The following is a 16640-nucleotide window of genomic DNA, read 5'->3' as shown; positions in this document are numbered from 1 at the left end:
GTTTCGATGTCCATGATGAACGCTGCCGAACTGAACCGTCTGGCCGAACGCTATCCGCAGGTGCTGGAGCGCAGCCTCTGGCAACGCTATCGCATTCCGGCTTCGCTCGGCATCCTGGCCTTTTACTTCCTCTTTTGCTGGTGGTTCTTCGCCATTGGCAAAACGATGTCGGAGGCCAATTGGGGCATAGCCGGCAACTACCTTGCCGACTGGGTCTCTTACGAGATACGCCCGGAATTCGAAATCGACCGCGACGGAGCGTTGACGATCAATTATCCGCGCTTCGATCCCATCGGACCAAACCCGAACCCGGACTGGATCGAGACGAAACGCGAAACGATCACCCGGGCCGAGCCGCAGGCCCCTGCAGCCGCGGCGCCGGCCCCGGCGACCTCCACGCCGAGCTCGACCTTCAGTTTCATGACGTCTCCCACGCCGCAGGCATCAACTGGGGCCGCGAGCATCGAGACCAATGTCGCCGCAGCTCAAGCAACCTCCGAGGAAGTGATCACCGAAGCACAGGTGGCACTCTCCGGCACGGCCCGTATCGACATTGCCGGTGATCGCGTCACACTTGTTCGCGGCGAAGAAACAGTGACCCTGTTGCTCGATCCGAAGAGGGACACCGTGACGGTCGAAGGCGCACGTCCCGACTGGGTGGAGCAGCGCCTCGAAGGCGGCCGCGTGATCGCCTATTTCGGCTCGGCCGGCTGGCTCGACGTCTCCTCGGATCGCGTCCGCGTCCGCAAGCGGTTCTTCGGCTGGGAGAATTTCATCTTTGATACCAACTCGCCCTTCTTCGGTCTCTCTTCGGGTGAAGTCTGGCAGACAATAACATCCGGCGAACGCATCGATCCGAAGATGAGCAACCTGGCACTCGCCTGGAACAACATCCTCTACAATGCCTCCTGGCAGCATCTGGACGTCTGGACCAAGCTCTTGCAGACCATCGTCATGGCCTTCATGGGTACGCTGCTCGCCATGCTGGTCGCCTTCCCGCTCTCCTTCATTGCAGCGCGCAACATCACCCGCAATCGACCGGTGAACCAGATCACCAAGCGCTTCTTCGACTTCGTCCGGTCGGTCGACATGCTGATCTGGGCGCTGTTCTTCACCCGCGCCTTTGGCCCTGGGCCGCTTGCCGGCATCTCGGCAATCTTCGTCACCGACACCGGCACGCTCGGCAAGCTTTATGCCGAGGCGCTGGAGAACATCGACGACAAGCAGCGCGAAGGGGTGAAGTCGGTCGGAGCGCCGGCAGCGGCCGTCCAGCGCTTCGGTGTATTGCCGCAGGTGATGCCGGTTTTCGCTTCCCAGGCCCTCTATTTCTGGGAATCGAACACACGATCGGCAACCATCATCGGCGCGGTCGGCGCAGGTGGCATCGGCCTCAAACTCTGGGAAGCCATGCGCACCAATTCCGACTGGGAAAATGTCGCCTACATGGTGCTCCTGATCCTGATCGTGGTGTTCATTTTCGATGCCATCTCCAATAGCCTGCGCTCACGCCTGATAGGAAAGAGCCGCCACTGATTCTTAGGGCGCGGGGTTCGTTTCCGCGCCACTACACACGAAAGACATACCCTTGCGTTACGCCCTATACTTCGCACCCTGCGCCGACGCACCGCTGAGCCAGACGGCAGCGGCTTGGCTGGGACGCGATGCCTTCACCGGGATTGAACATCCAAGAACGGCCGAAACGGATTTTCCGGCCGAAGAACTGGATGCCCTGACGGCCGATCCCCGGCGATACGGCTTTCACGCGACGCTCAAGGCGCCCTTTCACCTGGCCGAAGGCGTGAGCGAAGCCGATTTGCTTGCCGAGTTTGCCGCGTTCACCGCGAAAACGGCGTCCTTGGAAGTCCCCTCCGTTATCATCGGCCAGCTTGGGCCGTTCTTCGCCCTGGTTCCGGAACGGCAGCATGCGCCTCTGCAGACGTTCGCTGCCAGTGTCGTCGAGGCATTCGAGCCCTTCCGCGCGCCGCTCTCGCAGGCAGATATCGAAAGGCGCAAGCCGGACAGCCTGCCTCCGCGCCAGCGCGAAAACCTGATGCGGTGGGGCTACCCTTACGTCTTCGACGAGTTCCGTTTCCACATGACGTTGACCGGGCCTGTATCCGACGCCCAGTCGCCTGCCATGGCCAATGTGCTCAACCTCCGCTTCGCCGAATTCAACGGCCGCCCCCTCCGGATCGATGGCCTCGCGCTGTTTGTTGAGCCCGAGCGCGGCGCCCCCTTCCTTGTCCATTCATGGCTGCCCTTAAAGGCCGCCCAACAAAACGGCTGACCCCATGTCCGAACAGATCTTTTCCAATGCCCGCATCGTTCTCGAAGACCGGATTGTCGACGGCAGCGTGGTGATCCGTGACGGTCGTGTTGCCGCGATCGACGAAGGCGCGAGCCGCAGCGGCGAGGACTTCGGCGGCGATTATCTGATCCCCGGCCTGGTCGAGCTTCACACCGATCACCTGGAATCGCATTATTCCCCCCGCCCCGGCGTGCGCTGGCACATGACCTCGGCCATTCAGGCCCATGATGCGCAGATCGTCACCTCGGGCATCACCACTGTCTTCGATTGCCTGCGCATGGGCTCCGACGAGGACGGCGGCTTCGACAAGGGCGAGATGCGCGACATGGCGGATGCCATACAGGCGGCCGAACGCGACGACCGGCTGCGGGCGGAGCACCTGATCCACCTGCGCTGCGAAGTTGCCTCCGACAACGTGCTCGAGCATTTCGCCGACTTCGAGAACGATCCGCATGTGCGTCTCGTCTCGCTGATGGACCATTCCCCGGGCCAGCGTCAGTTCCAGACGATGGAACAGTACACACTCTACTACAAGACCAAACGCGGCCTGACCGACGAGCAGTTCGCCCGCTTCGTCGAAATCCGGCTTTCGCTCTCCGAGCGTTACTCAGCCCTGCATCGCGACACTCTCGCGAGGTCCTGCGCCGAGCGCGGGATTACGGTCGCAAGCCATGACGACGCGACGCTCGCCCATGTCGAGGAAGCCAAGGGTCATGGCGTCAAGCTCGCCGAATTCCCGACCAGCATCGAAGCCGCGGAAGCCTCGCACCAATCAGGCATGAGCGTGCTGATGGGCGCCCCCAACGTCGTCCGCGGCAAGTCGCATTCCGGCAACATCGCAGCCCGTGATCTTGCCAAGCGCGGTGTGCTCGACGTCCTCTCGTCCGATTACGTGCCGCTGAGCCTGCTGCATGCGAGCTTCGTGCTGGCCGATGAGATAGACGGCATCTCTCTGCCCCAGGCGATCGCCATGGTGACGGCGACGCCGGCGCGGACGGTGAGCCTTGACGACCGGGGGCGGATCGCCACGGGCCTTCGCGCAGATCTCGTGCGTGTGCGCCGTGACGAAGGCGTACCGGTGATCCGCGCCGTGTGGCGAGAAGGGCGGCGGGTCGCATGATGACGCATGCCGTAGCAAACGCATCTTTGGAGAAAGCCACCGGAACTCTCGTCGTCGTCGTCGGCCCGAGCGGGGTGGGCAAGGACAGCCTCCTGGACATTGCCCGCCGACACTTCACCGACCGGGATGACGTCCGCTTTGTGCGACGGACCATTACGCGCCCCGAAGACACCGGCGGCGAAGTCCATGACGCTGTCAGCCCCGAAACGTTCGATCGGCTCGTCAGCTCCGGAGCATTTGCCGTGAGCTGGAACGCCCACGGCCTTGGCTACGGCATTCCGCTCGATGTCCGTACGGACCTCGCTCAAGGACGCACCTTGATCGTCAACGGATCCCGCTCGGCTCTTGCAAGCGTCCACGCGGCCTTCCCCAATCTCGTGGTGGTCAACGTGACCGCACGCGCCGACGTTCTCGCAAAGCGCCTCGCTGCCCGCGGGCGCGAGACGACCACGGAAATCGAAGCCCGCCTCACCCGAACCACTGCCCCCCTCCCCACAGATCTGAAAGTCATCAACATCGACAACAGTGGTGATCTGGAACTGGCTGGCAACGAGCTTGTGCAATTGATCGAGGGATTGTTGCACAGTGAGTGATGGTGGGACTCTCCACCAGGTGGCCAAGCGCTACCAGCGTTTTCAGGCGCTTGGCTAAGTCCTTATATCAAAAGGGAGAGTAGCGCTACACCAAGGTGTACACGAAGGTGTACCGCGCACGATACCGACCCACTCTCCGCCAGGTGGAAATCCGCAAATTGGGGGGCGAGCAAACGCAGCCTCTGCCTCGGTAGCGACCGGCGAAACACTGGCGGCACTCGCCTGGATTTGACGCTGTTTCGTTTTGCCGACCCATTCATCAGATGACGCCCGATCTTGGTCAGCGCAGCCTGTTGCTGCATCGGCGCTCAGATGCTACCGAGCGACAAACCTGCACCGTTAAGTGAGCGGGTTAACCGCCAGCGGAACGAAATCGGATGAAGCTCGAAATCTTTGCGATCAATCTGGATCGATCAGCCGACCGCTGGGAAATCCTGGCAGATCGCGCCAGCGCACTAGGCTTGTCCCTCACCCGCGTCTCGGCAGTCGATGGCAAGTTGACAGCGGAAGCAGAGCGGGAGGCAGTCGACGATGCCGCATTCCGGCGCAACACGGGTCGCCTGATGCTCGCCGGCGAGTATGGCTGCTATAGGAGCCATATCAGGGCCCTCCACGTATTGCTCACAACGACCAACGATATCGCCCTTATCATCGAAGATGATGTGGAACTGAGTGCAGACCTCAAAGATCGCGTACATGCGGCATTTGAAGCGGTTCCGGATGCCGACGTGATCAAATTCTTCAACCACCGGGTCGTCGGCTTTCAAATGACCAACACATCAAGTCTAGGCGACGAGATCGGTCGCGCCATTCATGGTCCGCTCGGTTCATCGGCCTGTTATGCGGTGTCTCGCCGGGGGGCCGCGCTCCTGATCAAACACCTGACGGTCATGCGCTACCCTTGGGACGCGGCCCTCGAACGTGGCTGGGACCATGGTGCACTAGTTTACACGACACGAAAGAATGTGGCGAACATAGCGCGCGGCGGCACGACAATTGCGACACGCGACATCTATCGCTCCGTCAAATTCCCGAAATGGAAACGCCTCGAGACCTATGCCCGAAGGCTACGGGATGATCTTGTAAGACTGGCCTATGCACTTCGCGCTTGAGCAAGTGTGACAGGACGTTTCGAGCCGGCAGAACAACTGGCCCTCTCGTCCTAGAGCCTTTAGAAACTTGGAACGGAACCATGAAGACCCATATTGACCGCTTGTGGCAAGCCTCAGACTTCCTGTTTCTCACTGGGCTTGCCGTCGCATTGTTTCTCGGCAGCAAGGTGACGCCTCTGTTGGTCGTCGCCGGCGTTCTCCCCATCCCTTTCTTGCTGCATGCGCTCAAGAACAGACACTATCACGTGCCGATCTGGACGCTCTTGGCACCGTTCGGGATCTACTTCGCATATAGCATCTTCGCCCTTTTCTTCTTCACAGGACTTGAAGCTTCAGACCCACGCCCGGTCAATCCAAGCCTTGAATCCTATTCCATCGCGATCGCCATGCTGGCCGTCGGCCTGGTGCGAAGCCTGCAGATCAAAAACTTGGCGTCTCAGTTTCGGAAACTGATGCCATGGCTTCTCATCGCCTGTTTCGCCGTTTTGACTTATATGATGTTTGCCGGCATCCGGGAACATTGTCGTGTAAGGGGACTGGCGCCCTGGCCTTTCATCCCTGCTCTCCTGTTCTCGACACTGACGTTTATCTGTCTGGTCGGGTGGGAAAGGCTTGGCAATCGCGAGCGCTGGCTTCGGGTCGGCTTGCTTGCTCTTAGTGTCATCGTCTCGACGACCTATACAGGCTCCCGCGGCGTGGCCGTGGCGCAAGTTGGCGTTTTTGGCGTTCTGTTAATCCTGAGCTTCCTGCCCAGCTTGAGCAAGGGGATCCCACGCTGGTATCATCTGGCCTCAGCAGCAGTCGCGGGGGCAGTGGTTTCCGCTCTGATCGGGTTTGCAACGGATTGCGGACCAGCCAGCCGTTTCTCATCGACATTCGAGACCTTGGGCACGTTAACCTCGCAGTTTACGACAGCTGGCGAGGAAACTGCACCGACACAACCGGTGCCAGCGCAATCGGAGCCTGAGCCGACGACGTCGCAAATTCCACAAGCCCCCGAGCCAGCTGTTGTATCAACGTCCGAGGCGAACCAATCCACAGAAGTCACCAATGATGATGCGATCGGCCACCGGCTCGCCATGTGGAAGACGTCGGTTGAAGCAATCAAGGAGAGACCTGTCTTCGGCCATGGCTCTCTCTATCTCCAAAAGCTGATACATGCGACTTACGGTTATGAGCATAATCACAATCAGTATCTCACCTGGCTCGTAACCGGCGGAGTGCTGCAGCTTACGCTCGGTCTGATCTTCCTTGCGATCCCTTGGTTTGTTTCCAAGGGTCTGTCGACTGCCGACAGATTACTCCTGACAACAGGAGTGTCACTCTTCTGGGCGATTGCGATGATGTTCGATTCATTTCTGAATCTGAAATTCTACACGCATTATTTCTGCCTCCTCTGCGGTGTGCTCTATGCTCTGTCGAACAGCATGCAGGAAAGGGCAGAGACATGACCGGCCCTCTTTACTTCGACCTGACCGAGGCGCTGCTCTCCACATCGGGCAAGCGCACGCAGTACTACGGGATCGCCCGCACGGTCCACGAAATCGGTCGGGAAGCGGCTCTGCTGAGAGAAGACATTCGCTTCGTCGTCTTCTCCTTTGGCATGCAGCAATTCTACGAAGTCAACTGGCAGAAGCGACAAGACGGGAGCGCAGAGTTCGATCTACCGAAGGACGTGGGCCAGAAATGGGTGAGGTCGTTTTTCGGCAAAAACCCCATCCTGCCAATCATCTTCCGCCTCCTGAACAGCGCGACGCCAAAGAAAAACAGGGCCAGTTGGCTTAAACACGCCGGATATCTGAAGCCCGTCGCAATCGAAAGCGGCATCTTCTTCTCCGCAGCACGGCCGAAACTGATCGTGGACATGGTGAGGGTGCTCCGTGAGAGAGGATCAAGAGCGACCATCGTGCCCTTGCTGCATGATTTCATGCCACTTCATGATGGGGCGACAAAACGCTTTCGCAAGCTCGACCAGAACTTCCTGGCCGACAACCGCTTCCTGATCGGGCAGGCCAGTCAGATTCTGACGAACTCGAACTTCACCGCCAAAGAGCTCAAAAGCTTTGTCGAAAGCGGCATGCTGCCGAAACCGCGCGGCACCGTCAGTGTGGTGCAACTTGTCCACCACTGTCCTGATGGAACCGAACCGCCGGAGGTATCTGTACCGACAGAACCCTATATCCTGACAGTTGCGCTTAATCTCGGTCGAAAGAACATCGAGGTCGTGTTGGAGGCCCTGCGGCAACTGCATGCGAACGGCAAGCCCGTGCCGCAGCTCGTGATCGCCGGCTCACACAGAAAGCGCCTGCGTCGCTATGCATCGAGACAAGAATTTTTGGGCATTCAGGACAAGCTAATCTTCATCGATAACCCAAACCAGACCGACCTTGTACGACTCTACAAAGGCACCCTCGCCCTGGTAATGCCGAGCAAGCTTGAAGGCTGGGGCCTACCGGCCGGCGAAGCACTATGGTGCGGCACGCCTGCAGTCTGCTCCACCGCTGAGGCTCTGCGAGAAGTCTGCGGGGACCTGGCGCTTTACTTTGAACCTGATGATGCATCTCGTCTTGCACAGATCATAGAAGAGCTGGAGACGAACATCGAATTCCAGCATGAGCTTCGGAAACGTATCAACGAGGCGAGGCCGAAACTGAGAACGTGGAATGCCGTCGCCCGCGAGACGCTGGTTTCCATGCAAGCCTTGCGATAGCCACCCCTCCTCGCAGCACGACACAACCAGCACAACCCAACACCAAGGCATAGAAACATGAGCATCAAGATCGTGCCGGTCATCATGGCCGGCGGCAAGGGAACGCGGCTTTGGCCGCTGTCGCGCGCAGCCGCTGCGAAGCAGTTCATCCGCTTCCTGGGCGAAGAAACCTTGCTGCAGAAGACGCTTGCCCGCGTCTCCGACGCGACGATCTATGAAGCCCCTGTCATCGTGACCAATGAGGATTTCCGCTTCCTCGTCGCCGAACAGGCACGCGAGATCGGTATCGCGCTCGACGGCATCATTCTGGAGCCCGAGGCACGCAACACGGCAGCCGCCGTGGCTGCTGCAGCCGTCATCGTCGCTGAGCGCCATGGCAGCGACACGCTGATCCAGATCCTGCCGTCCGACCACGAGATCACCGTCGATGATACCTATCGCGGCTGCGTGCAAAAGGCGGCCCGTGCGGCGCGCGACGGCAAGATCGTCACCTTCGGCATCACGCCGACCGAGCCCGCAACCGGCTACGGCTATATCGAGATCGGCGACGACCTCGGCAATGGGGTGAACAAGGTCACGCGCTTCGTCGAAAAGCCGAAGGCAGAGGTCGCCGAAAAGATGCTGGTGAGCGGCAACTATGCCTGGAACTCCGGCATGTTTGTCTTCTCCGCCGGCCACATGATTGCGGAGCTTGAGACGCTGGCACCCGAAGTTCTCGCGGCCGTCCGGACCTCGATCGAAAAGGCGAAGGGCGATCTCGACTTCACCCGCCTCGACGCCGAGAGCTTCGGTGAGAGCCCGAGCATCTCGATCGACTACGCGGTCATGGAAAAGACGCCGAACGCAGCTGTGGTGCCCTCCCCCATCACCTGGTCGGATCTCGGCAGCTGGGATGCAATCTGGAAGCTCGCGGGCGGGGACGAGAACGGTAACGTGGTCAACGGCAATGCCACCGTCGCCGACACCACCAATTCGCTGATCATGTCGCGCAACGCTCATCTCGCGGTCCAGGGCATGGAGGGCGTCGCCGTCATTGCCTCGGAGGACGCCGTCTATGTCGGTCGCCTCGACCGGGCCCAGGATGTCGGCAATCTCGTCAAGATGCTCGCCGCCGACAAGGAAACGGCGCATCTGACCGAAAACCACCCGACGGCGCTTCGCCCCTGGGGCGGCTATACGTCGATCCTCAATGGCGATCGCTTCCAGGTCAAGCGTCTCTTCGTCCATCCGGAAAAGAAGCTGTCGCTGCAGAAGCATCACCACCGCGCCGAACACTGGGTCTGCGTCAAGGGCACGGCAGAAGTGACGATCGACGACAAGGTGACCGTCCTGCACGAGAACCAGTCTATTTACATCCCGCAGGGCTCGGTCCACCGCCTCGCCAATCCCGGCAAGATCCGCCTGGAAGTGATCGAGGTCCAGACCGGCTCTTATCTCGGCGAGGACGACATCATCCGTCTGGTCGACGAATTCGGCCGGAGTTGAGGTTCACTCGCAGCAGACTGTAGGATGAGACATCGGAGCAACACGAGGAGCGACTGAGCGCTCGCGAAGCCGAACAGCGCAATCGTATCGGCATTTAGAGGAGCTTCTGCGAGGCGATTAGACCAACGTCTGTGTCGGATGGCGGACGTCCAGCATGTCTAGACGTCCTGATGTTTAAGACCAGCAGATTTCTTTAGAGTCTACTGTATAAGCCCCAACGCAGTCACTTCTGTTGTCTTTCTCGATACCAGCGGATTGTTCGCGATATAGCTTCATTCAGATCTAGTGGCTCTTGTAAGCACAGATCTTTTTTAGCGAGTGTTACATCTGGAACATAATGTTGAACCAGCGTGCCACTAATTCTCTCGGCGCATTCTACTTCTCCATCAGAGCCAGCAATATAGGCCACCCTTTTCGCAAGGTCATATATTGATATACTGTCTTCGCTGCCGACGTTGTACGCCGTGCCGGATTGGCCACGTAGAGCCACCACCCACAACCACGCAGCCATATCTGCAGCATAAAGATAGCTCCGTCTCGGTGTACCGTCACCTGAGATACTGAAGGCCTTATTAGCTAACGCAGCGGCGATAAAGTTTCCGATCGCAAAGTGCTTATCTAATGGCAAATGAGGACCAACGACCGCGAATAAGCGAGCAATCGCGACTTCCACTCCATGACCAGTCGCGCGAGCCATAAGCCACTCCGAGACCCGTTTGCCCTCAGCGTAGGCCGAGGCCGCGGCAAGTGTATCCGGGCCACCCAGGTACTTTTCAGACACATGGCTCATTCCCTGCGGAAAGGGGCCATATACTGCGCCGGAGCTTACCAGCAGCGCCCTTTTCGCCCCGCAACCAGAAATCAGGTCGAGCACTCTACGCGTACCATCGACGCAGTCGTCGAATATCTGATCGGGCGATCTGGCACTCGCAACATCGGTTGCCGCATGAACAACGAGGTCTACTGCATCAACGGGCAACGCAAAATTTCGGACATCCCCCGGGATGCAGTTTAATCTACGACTGAGTTCGGGCCATTCAGCGAAGAAATTTTCCGGATTTCGGCTGAGAAGTGTAATTTTACAATCTAGCGAAAGCCGTTCATCCGCGTCTAGAAGAGCACCCAGCATCCACTTTCCGACAAATCCGGTCCCCCCGGTGAAGAATATTTTCTTTCCGGCTAATGTCCGCCAAACGTCCATGCCAATAATGTGATGGCACCGTTCAATATCCTGTTCAAAGATTTCGAAAGTGGCCACGTAATCCTACCGATCGGCAATTTAATATACAAATCTACGCTAAAACATTAGAACTATAAATTGAAACTCGAAAGCACTTTTTTCCGCACAGAATCAACATCAATACGGTGTTCCCTAAGCAGATAGTCATAGGATCCGCAGTGTTGAGAAAACTGATCGTTAACGCCTATACGCAGCACGCGTGTCGGGAATTCATCAGCTGTAATCTCAGCCACAGCACTTCCGAGACCGCCCAGTCGGGTGTGCTCCTCTAAGGTTATTAATCCTGTTGTTTTCTTTGCAGCGTCGACCACCAAATTATTGCTCAGCGGCTTTACAAATGGCGCGCTCCAGACCGACCCGTCGTAGGCTTCGGCTACCTGCATAGCGGTATAGACCATTGATCCAGTCGCGATTATTCCCGGCCGATCCGTGCGGCCTTGCCGGACTAGAATTATGCCACCCGGGGTGAAAACGTGTAATTTCTCCGAATGCACATCTCCTCGGTCAGATTTGCCGATGCGAATGTATACTGGGCGGGCAACCTTGTAAGAATAATCCATGCATGCGTTCATCTCATATCGATCGGCGGGAGATAAAACCTGAAGGTTGGGAATTGCCCGGGTGCAGGCTATATCTTCTGTCGATTGATGACTGGTCCCCAGATGGCTATACACGAAACCGGCGCCATCGCCTAGAAAGACAACAGGTAGCTCATCATGCGCCACATCCAGCTTTATCTGCTCTATGACCCGCACAGGTACAAAAGCCGCTAACCCATATACAAATGGGCGAAAGCCTAAACGCGCCAGCCCAGCGGCCATGCCGATCATGTTTTGCTCAGCAATTCCTGCATTTATGTATTGATTGGGGCAAACTCTACGAAACTCGTCAAACAAAGCATAACCATGGTCCCCAGTAAGAACCAAAAGCTTATTATCTTTCTGCGCCAAACGCACTAAGGAGGTAGACAGCGCTTCCCTCATAAACTCAAACCTGCCCAAGTTCAGCTAGTGCTTCCGCGAACGTTTGCTCGTTGAGTCGAGTGTAGTGCCAACGGTTGTCAGCCTCCATAAAGGAGACTCCTTTTCCCTTTATTGTATGGGCTATCAATGCCTTGGGCTGAGAGCTGCCATTATTCCACAGGGCGCGAAGTGCCGAATCTATCGCTAGCTCGTCATGTCCATCGGCGTTCACCACATCAAATCCAAAACTAGCTAACTTCGCCGCCAAATCTCCGAGCGACAGCACATCGTCGGTGGTTCCCATTGCTTGGAACCCATTCTTATCAACGATTAGCATTAGATTATCAAGTCTGTGATGTGCTGCGACGAGTGCGCCTTCCCATATCGGCCCCTCGTTCATCTCGCCGTCTCCAACGATCGTGTAAACCTTTTGGTCTGCCCCAAGCCGCTTAATACCCATCGCAACCCCGACTCCCACAGAGAAGCCGTGGCCAAGAGAGCCCGAAGTTACTTCTAACCCTGGAATACGTGAATCAGAAAGCCCCTTCAAATCGCTTCCATCAGCAAAGTAGCCTTCAATTTGATCGGAGGTGAGCCAGCCGCGCTCATACATGCAGGCATATTGCGCCATCACTCCGTGCCCTTTGCTAAGCACCAGGTAATCCCTCTCAACCGCATTCGGGTCGTTATTTGGATAATGAAGGTGCTCCCTGAAAAGCACGGCCAGCAACTCCACTATCGAAAACGCGCAAGCGACGTGGACGGTCGAGCCGGCGTAGGCCATCTTCAGAATGGTCGCGCGTAAACGCGCAGCATTGTATTCTATATTTCTGGTTTGCGCGCGACCTATTTGGCGGTTTATCAAAAGCCAACTCCAAAGAACTCTTCGATCTTGTCTGCCACGAAGTCTAGATGAACGCTATCGAGCCCTGGAAAGACACCCAACCAAAATGTCTGATCCATCACCAAGTCAGTGTTATTTAACTCACCTGAGATCCGATATACCTGACCCTGCATGTATGGTTGCTTGGTGAGGTTACCCGCAAAAAGTAGGCGCGTTCCAATTTTGTTCTGATCCAAAAAATTCAGAAGATCGACACGCCGAACGCCACAACTCTCTTTCAACACTACTGGAAAGCCAAACCAAGATGGCTCAGAGTTGGGCGTAGCTGATGGAAGATGCAGAAAGTTCGAACAGCTCTGTAGTCTCTGGTAGAGGTAGAGAAAATTCTCACGTCGTTTATTGATGAAGTCGTCTAGCCTATCCATCTGCGCTAGTGCGCAAGCAGCTTGCATATCTGTAATCTTCAGATTGTAGCCTAAGTGACTGTAAATGTATTTATGATCATACCCCTCTGGCAATCCACCCAATTTCCAACAAAAGCGCTTCCCGCACGTGTTATCGCGCCCGGGTGGGCAATAACAGTCACGTCCCCAGTCACGAAATGACTCAGCGATCTGCTTCAGAACAGAATTGTTTGTGAAAACCGCGCCTCCTTCGCCCATTGTTATATGATGCGCAGGATAGAAGCTGAGTGTCGAAATATCGCCAAAGGTCCCGACCATCTTGCCATTATAGGTCGCGCCTAAAGCATCACAGCAGTCTTCGACCAACCAAAGGTTATACTTCTTGCAGATGGCGGTTACAGCGGCGATATTAAACGGATTTCCCAACGAATGAGCAAGCATAATCGCTTTGGTTTTGGAAGTAATTGCCGCCTCTATCTTGCCGGCATCAATGTTATGAGTAGAGAGATCCACATCGACGAAGACTGGGACTGCGCCAAATTGAATAATCGGGTTTACCGTAGTAGGAAATCCGGCAGCAACACCTATGACTTCGTCGCCTTTTTGAATCGCCCTTTCCCCGAGTTTCGGTGACGTCAACGTTGAAAACGCCACCAGATTAGCGGAAGATCCAGAATTTACCGTCAAAACGTACTGAACGCCGAGATATTCTGCCAAACGTCGTTCAAACAGCTCATTGAACCTTCCCGTGGTAAGCCACCCGTCAAGGCTAGCCTCCACCATATTCTGAAGCTCACCCTCACCAAGAACTTTTCCTGAGACAGGCACCGGCGTTACCCCAGGCTGAAAACGCTGGGGCGCGTAAGCGATAGCTGCAAACTCTTTGACTAGCTGAGAAATTTCCTCTCGGATCACATCTTGCGAGCGCTCGGAGGCGTTTGAGTTCTGTCTAATCATGTAATCTTCCGTTAGGGCACTGTGTGCTGATATTCGCGAATTTCGTTCAAGGACCACTCAGCCATATTTGCACCTGCCTGCCAAGCCCTGTGCCAGCCAACTATTTTGTTCAGTGCGGTATCGAGATCCCACCTTGGCTGCCAAGCCAACAAGCTCCGCGCTTTCGTGATATCTAATCGCAGCATATTTGCTTCGTGAGGTTGGTGCTGCGTGTCCGCTATCCAGGGCGTGATGCTTTGCAGGCCCCACGCTTGAGCAAGCCGATCCACGATCCAGGAAACAGATTTGGCACCTTCATCGCTCGGACCAAAGTTCCACCCATCCGCAAAGGTGTAGTCTCCTTCGTAAAGCCGTTCGGCTAACGCCAAATAGCCTGATAGCGGCTCCAGAACATGCTGCCAGGGCCGGACCGACATAGGGTTGCGCAATACAACTGACTTCAATTGCTCGAACGCGCGCAGTGCATCTGGCACCAGACGATCTTCGGACCAATCCCCTCCACCTATTACGTTGCCGGCTCGCGCGGATGCTATCGCGATACCCTCATCTCGGAAAAACGACTGGCGGTACGCGCCAGTAATGAGTTCCGAACATCCCTTACTGTTGCTATAGGGATCATGACCGCCCATCGGATCGGTCTCTCTGTACCCCCACATCCATTCGCGGTTTTCGTAGCACTTGTCGGAGGTTACGTTAACTATCGCTCGAACGCTGCCAGCCCGTCTTGCACCCTCAAAGACATTGATTGTTCCCATTACGTTGGTTGAATAAGTTTCGATCGGATCTGCGTAAGATCTACGAACAAGCGGTTGCGCAGCTAAGTGAAAAATAATCTCTGGCCTATGGGACACCATGACAGACAACAACTGCTCGAGCTCTCGGATATCACCGAGTTCACTGCGCAGCCTGTTCGCTAACCCTACCTCATTGAAGAATGACGGCGCCGTTGGTGGCGGTAAGGAAAACCCACAAACATCAGAGCCAAGCGCCAGAAGCCACGAAGTCAACCAACCGCCTTTAAAGCCTGTATGTCCAGTCACTAATATCCGCTTGCCGGACCAAAAATTTTGATTTGGATTCAACAGATTCATGCCCATTTTTTCCAAGGAGCCTTTCCTGACATCCACAGATCGTCAAGTAACTGCTTGTCTCTCAGCGTATCCATGGGTTGCCAAAAACCGTCATGGTGGAAAGCCATCAGCTCACGCGCTTCAGCCAATTGCATCAGTGGTTCGCGCTCCCAAACTGTCGCGTCGTCTATCAGATAATCAAAGACCTTCGGGCTGAGGACAAAAAAACCACCATTTATCTGCCCAGCTTCGCCTTTTGGCTTTTCTCTGAATGTTGTCACTTCGTCAGATATAGTCTCCAACAGGCCAAATCGGCCAGGAGGATATGTCGCCATTAGCGTTGCTGCTCGGCCGTGTTTACGGTGAAACTCGATCGAAGCGCCGATGTCTATGTCGCTAACTCCGTCACCATAAGTGAAGCAGAACGCATCATCTCCTTCCACATGCTCCTTCACCCTCCGAAGACGACCCCCGGTCATGGATGTATCGCCAGTATCAACGAGAGTCACTCTCCACGGCTCTGCTCGACGGTTATGGACATGCATTTCATTTGTGGTCATATCAAACGTCACGTCGGACATATGCAAAAAATAATTAGCGAAATACTCCTTAATAATATAACTTTTGTACCCGCAGCATATGATAAAATCATTTATTCCATAGTGCGAATATATTTTCATTATATGCCAAAGTATAGGTCGCCCCCCAATCTCGACCATGGGCTTCGGACGTATTGATGTTTCTTCGGCAAGTCTCGTTCCGAAACCTCCGGCCAGTATCACAGCTTTCATGCTCAACTCTCTGCTAGGTTGATGCGACAAATGCGTCGCTGTAGAATGATCCATTGTGCAGGCCCGCCCCCGTGAGTGCCTTCCGTGCATCCTGAACCATCTTGCTGGAACCGCACGCATAGACCTGAACGTTGTCCCAAGCTCCCACCGAATTGAGCACTGCGTCCTGAACGTACCCGCGCACGCCCGTCCATTCACGTTCGGCCCTCGACAGGGTTGGCACATATAGCGCATCGTGGAATGCTTCTCGCGGATCCCAATAAAGATCTTGGATGGTTCTCCCCCCCCAATACACCGAGACCGACTGGGGGCGCTTCAGTTGTGGTAACGCCGCGATTTCCTCGAGCATAGATTTTATTGGCGCGATTCCGGTGCCTGTCGCCAGGAAAACCACCCGGTCGCCAGGTTTATGGCGGAGGATGAAGGTACCCTTGGGGCCCTCAATCCGAAGTAGATCGTTTAGCTGAGCCCTTTCAAACCAATAATTACTCATCTCGCCATCCTCAACGTAGCGGACATGTAATTCTAGTCGGCCACTGCCCGTGCCGTTCGCCAGAGAGTAGCTTCGCCGGATACCATTCGGCCCGACCACATCTACGTACTGCCCGGGAGCGAAACCGAAGACGGTACTAGGTGGCGTTCGCAGCCGGATTCTCAACACGGTGCGCGAGAGCTTTTCCAAAGAGTCAATTTTCGTAGCCACCAAGCGCGGCGGAACCAACTCCAGATCAGTCAATTCTTGAATGTCAACGGACGCCGAATCAAGCGGCGATCGGGCGCACGCCAGTACCCAACCTTCGGCTCGCTCTTCTGCGCTTAGTCCTACCTCATCCATGAGCGCTATTGATTTGCCGTCGATCTTACACCTACAGCTACTACAACGCCCCTTCATACAGCTATAAGGCAGCTTTACACCCGCAACCTCTGCAGCGGCCAGTAAGGATTGACCTTGGAGCATCTCAAAAGTACGACCTGAAGGTAATGTAATTTTTGGCATTTCCAGCTATCACTTCATCCGAGCCTGTGAGCGACACGGAATTTTTG

General features: G+C 56.0%; 15 protein-coding genes. 8 read left to right on the top strand and 7 right to left on the bottom strand.

Annotated features, from left to right (window positions below):
* Window positions 1–6 precede the first annotated feature (6 nt).
* The 8 genes from phnE (at window position 7) to IP85_RS13915 (ending at window position 9328) form a co-directional block, all read left to right on the top strand.
* Window positions 7–1533: a phosphonate ABC transporter, permease protein PhnE gene (phnE, locus tag IP85_RS13950; protein WP_054150286.1), complete on the top strand. Its 1527-nt coding sequence runs from the start codon at window positions 7–9 to the stop codon at window positions 1531–1533.
* A 52-nt stretch (window positions 1534–1585) separates the two neighbouring features.
* Complete coding sequence (locus IP85_RS13945) at window positions 1586–2287, top strand: DUF1045 domain-containing protein (RefSeq protein ID WP_054150285.1); 702 nt, start codon at window positions 1586–1588, stop codon at window positions 2285–2287.
* A 4-nt stretch (window positions 2288–2291) separates the two neighbouring features.
* A complete protein-coding gene (locus tag IP85_RS13940) occupies window positions 2292–3428 on the top strand; it encodes an alpha-D-ribose 1-methylphosphonate 5-triphosphate diphosphatase (protein ID WP_054150284.1) in 1137 nt (378 codons plus the stop codon).
* Entirely contained in the window at window positions 3428–4021 is a 594-nt protein-coding gene (gene phnN, locus IP85_RS13935; protein WP_082347729.1) for a phosphonate metabolism protein/1,5-bisphosphokinase (PRPP-forming) PhnN, read from the top strand. Before IP85_RS13940 ends, phnN begins: the two co-directional genes overlap by 1 nt.
* Window positions 4022–4398: 377 nt before the next feature.
* Complete coding sequence (locus IP85_RS13930; protein ID WP_054150282.1) at window positions 4399–5133, top strand: glycosyltransferase family 25 protein; 735 nt, start codon at window positions 4399–4401, stop codon at window positions 5131–5133.
* A gap of 80 nt (window positions 5134–5213) precedes the next feature.
* Entirely contained in the window at window positions 5214–6584 is a 1371-nt protein-coding gene (locus IP85_RS13925) for an O-antigen ligase family protein (protein WP_054150281.1), read from the top strand.
* A complete protein-coding gene (locus IP85_RS13920; protein WP_054150280.1) occupies window positions 6581–7843 on the top strand; it encodes a glycosyltransferase family 1 protein in 1263 nt (420 codons plus the stop codon). The genes IP85_RS13925 and IP85_RS13920 overlap by 4 nt, the downstream gene beginning before the upstream one ends.
* 57 nt (window positions 7844–7900) lie before the next feature.
* A complete protein-coding gene (locus IP85_RS13915; RefSeq protein WP_054150279.1) occupies window positions 7901–9328 on the top strand; it encodes a mannose-1-phosphate guanylyltransferase/mannose-6-phosphate isomerase in 1428 nt (475 codons plus the stop codon).
* 223 nt (window positions 9329–9551) lie between these two features.
* Here IP85_RS13915 and IP85_RS13910 read toward each other — a convergent pair whose 3' ends face one another.
* Genes IP85_RS13910 through IP85_RS13880 form a run of 7 tightly spaced genes read right to left on the bottom strand, consistent with a single transcriptional unit; the run spans window position 9552 to window position 16593 of the window.
* On the bottom strand, window positions 9552–10586 hold the full coding sequence (locus IP85_RS13910; protein ID WP_156322907.1) for an NAD-dependent epimerase/dehydratase family protein: 1035 nt from the start codon (window positions 10584–10586) through the stop codon (window positions 9552–9554).
* A 53-nt stretch (window positions 10587–10639) separates the two neighbouring features.
* A complete protein-coding gene (locus IP85_RS13905) occupies window positions 10640–11551 on the bottom strand; it encodes a transketolase C-terminal domain-containing protein (RefSeq protein ID WP_054150431.1) in 912 nt (303 codons plus the stop codon).
* Between the two features lie 4 nt (window positions 11552–11555).
* Window positions 11556–12395 carry a transketolase gene (locus IP85_RS13900; RefSeq protein WP_197278016.1) on the bottom strand — a complete coding sequence of 280 codons (840 nt, stop codon included), beginning with the start codon at window positions 12393–12395 and terminating at the stop codon, window positions 11556–11558.
* Window positions 12392–13735, bottom strand: a complete 1344-nt coding sequence (gene rfbH, locus IP85_RS13895; RefSeq protein ID WP_054150277.1) for a lipopolysaccharide biosynthesis protein RfbH — start codon at window positions 13733–13735, stop codon at window positions 12392–12394. Before rfbH ends, IP85_RS13900 begins: the two co-directional genes overlap by 4 nt.
* An 11-nt stretch (window positions 13736–13746) precedes the next feature.
* Window positions 13747–14832, bottom strand: coding sequence for a CDP-glucose 4,6-dehydratase (gene rfbG, locus IP85_RS13890; RefSeq protein WP_054150276.1), 1086 nt, complete (start codon window positions 14830–14832; stop codon window positions 13747–13749).
* Window positions 14823–15596, bottom strand: a complete 774-nt coding sequence (gene rfbF, locus IP85_RS13885) for a glucose-1-phosphate cytidylyltransferase (protein WP_054150275.1) — start codon at window positions 15594–15596, stop codon at window positions 14823–14825. Before rfbF ends, rfbG begins: the two co-directional genes overlap by 10 nt.
* A gap of 13 nt (window positions 15597–15609) precedes the next feature.
* The gene (locus IP85_RS13880; protein ID WP_082347709.1) at window positions 15610–16593 is read right to left on the bottom strand and encodes an FAD-binding oxidoreductase; all 984 of its coding nucleotides are present in this window, start codon (window positions 16591–16593) and stop codon (window positions 15610–15612) included.
* Window positions 16594–16640 lie beyond the last annotated feature (47 nt).

Source organism: Rhizobium sp. AAP116 (assembly GCF_001295785.1).
In the GTDB taxonomy this organism is placed as follows: domain Bacteria; phylum Pseudomonadota; class Alphaproteobacteria; order Rhizobiales; family Rhizobiaceae; genus Allorhizobium.
This window is presented reverse-complemented; position numbering and strand designations above follow the sequence as displayed.

Coding starts and splice junctions, on each gene's coding strand:
- phnE (WP_054150286.1), top strand. CDS start 7: ATGTCCATGATGAACGCTGCCGAACTGAACCGTCTGGCCGAACGCTAT.
- IP85_RS13940 (WP_054150284.1), top strand. CDS start 2,292: ATGTCCGAACAGATCTTTTCCAATGCCCGCATCGTTCTCGAAGACCGG.
- phnN (WP_082347729.1), top strand. CDS start 3,428: ATGACGCATGCCGTAGCAAACGCATCTTTGGAGAAAGCCACCGGAACT.
- IP85_RS13930 (WP_054150282.1), top strand. CDS start 4,399: ATGAAGCTCGAAATCTTTGCGATCAATCTGGATCGATCAGCCGACCGC.
- IP85_RS13925 (WP_054150281.1), top strand. CDS start 5,214: ATGAAGACCCATATTGACCGCTTGTGGCAAGCCTCAGACTTCCTGTTT.
- IP85_RS13920 (WP_054150280.1), top strand. CDS start 6,581: ATGACCGGCCCTCTTTACTTCGACCTGACCGAGGCGCTGCTCTCCACA.
- IP85_RS13915 (WP_054150279.1), top strand. CDS start 7,901: ATGAGCATCAAGATCGTGCCGGTCATCATGGCCGGCGGCAAGGGAACG.
- IP85_RS13905 (WP_054150431.1), bottom strand. CDS start 11,551: ATGAGGGAAGCGCTGTCTACCTCCTTAGTGCGTTTGGCGCAGAAAGAT.
- rfbH (WP_054150277.1), bottom strand. CDS start 13,735: ATGATTAGACAGAACTCAAACGCCTCCGAGCGCTCGCAAGATGTGATC.
- rfbG (WP_054150276.1), bottom strand. CDS start 14,832: ATGGGCATGAATCTGTTGAATCCAAATCAAAATTTTTGGTCCGGCAAG.
- rfbF (WP_054150275.1), bottom strand. CDS start 15,596: ATGAAAGCTGTGATACTGGCCGGAGGTTTCGGAACGAGACTTGCCGAA.
- IP85_RS13880 (WP_082347709.1), bottom strand. CDS start 16,593: ATGCCAAAAATTACATTACCTTCAGGTCGTACTTTTGAGATGCTCCAA.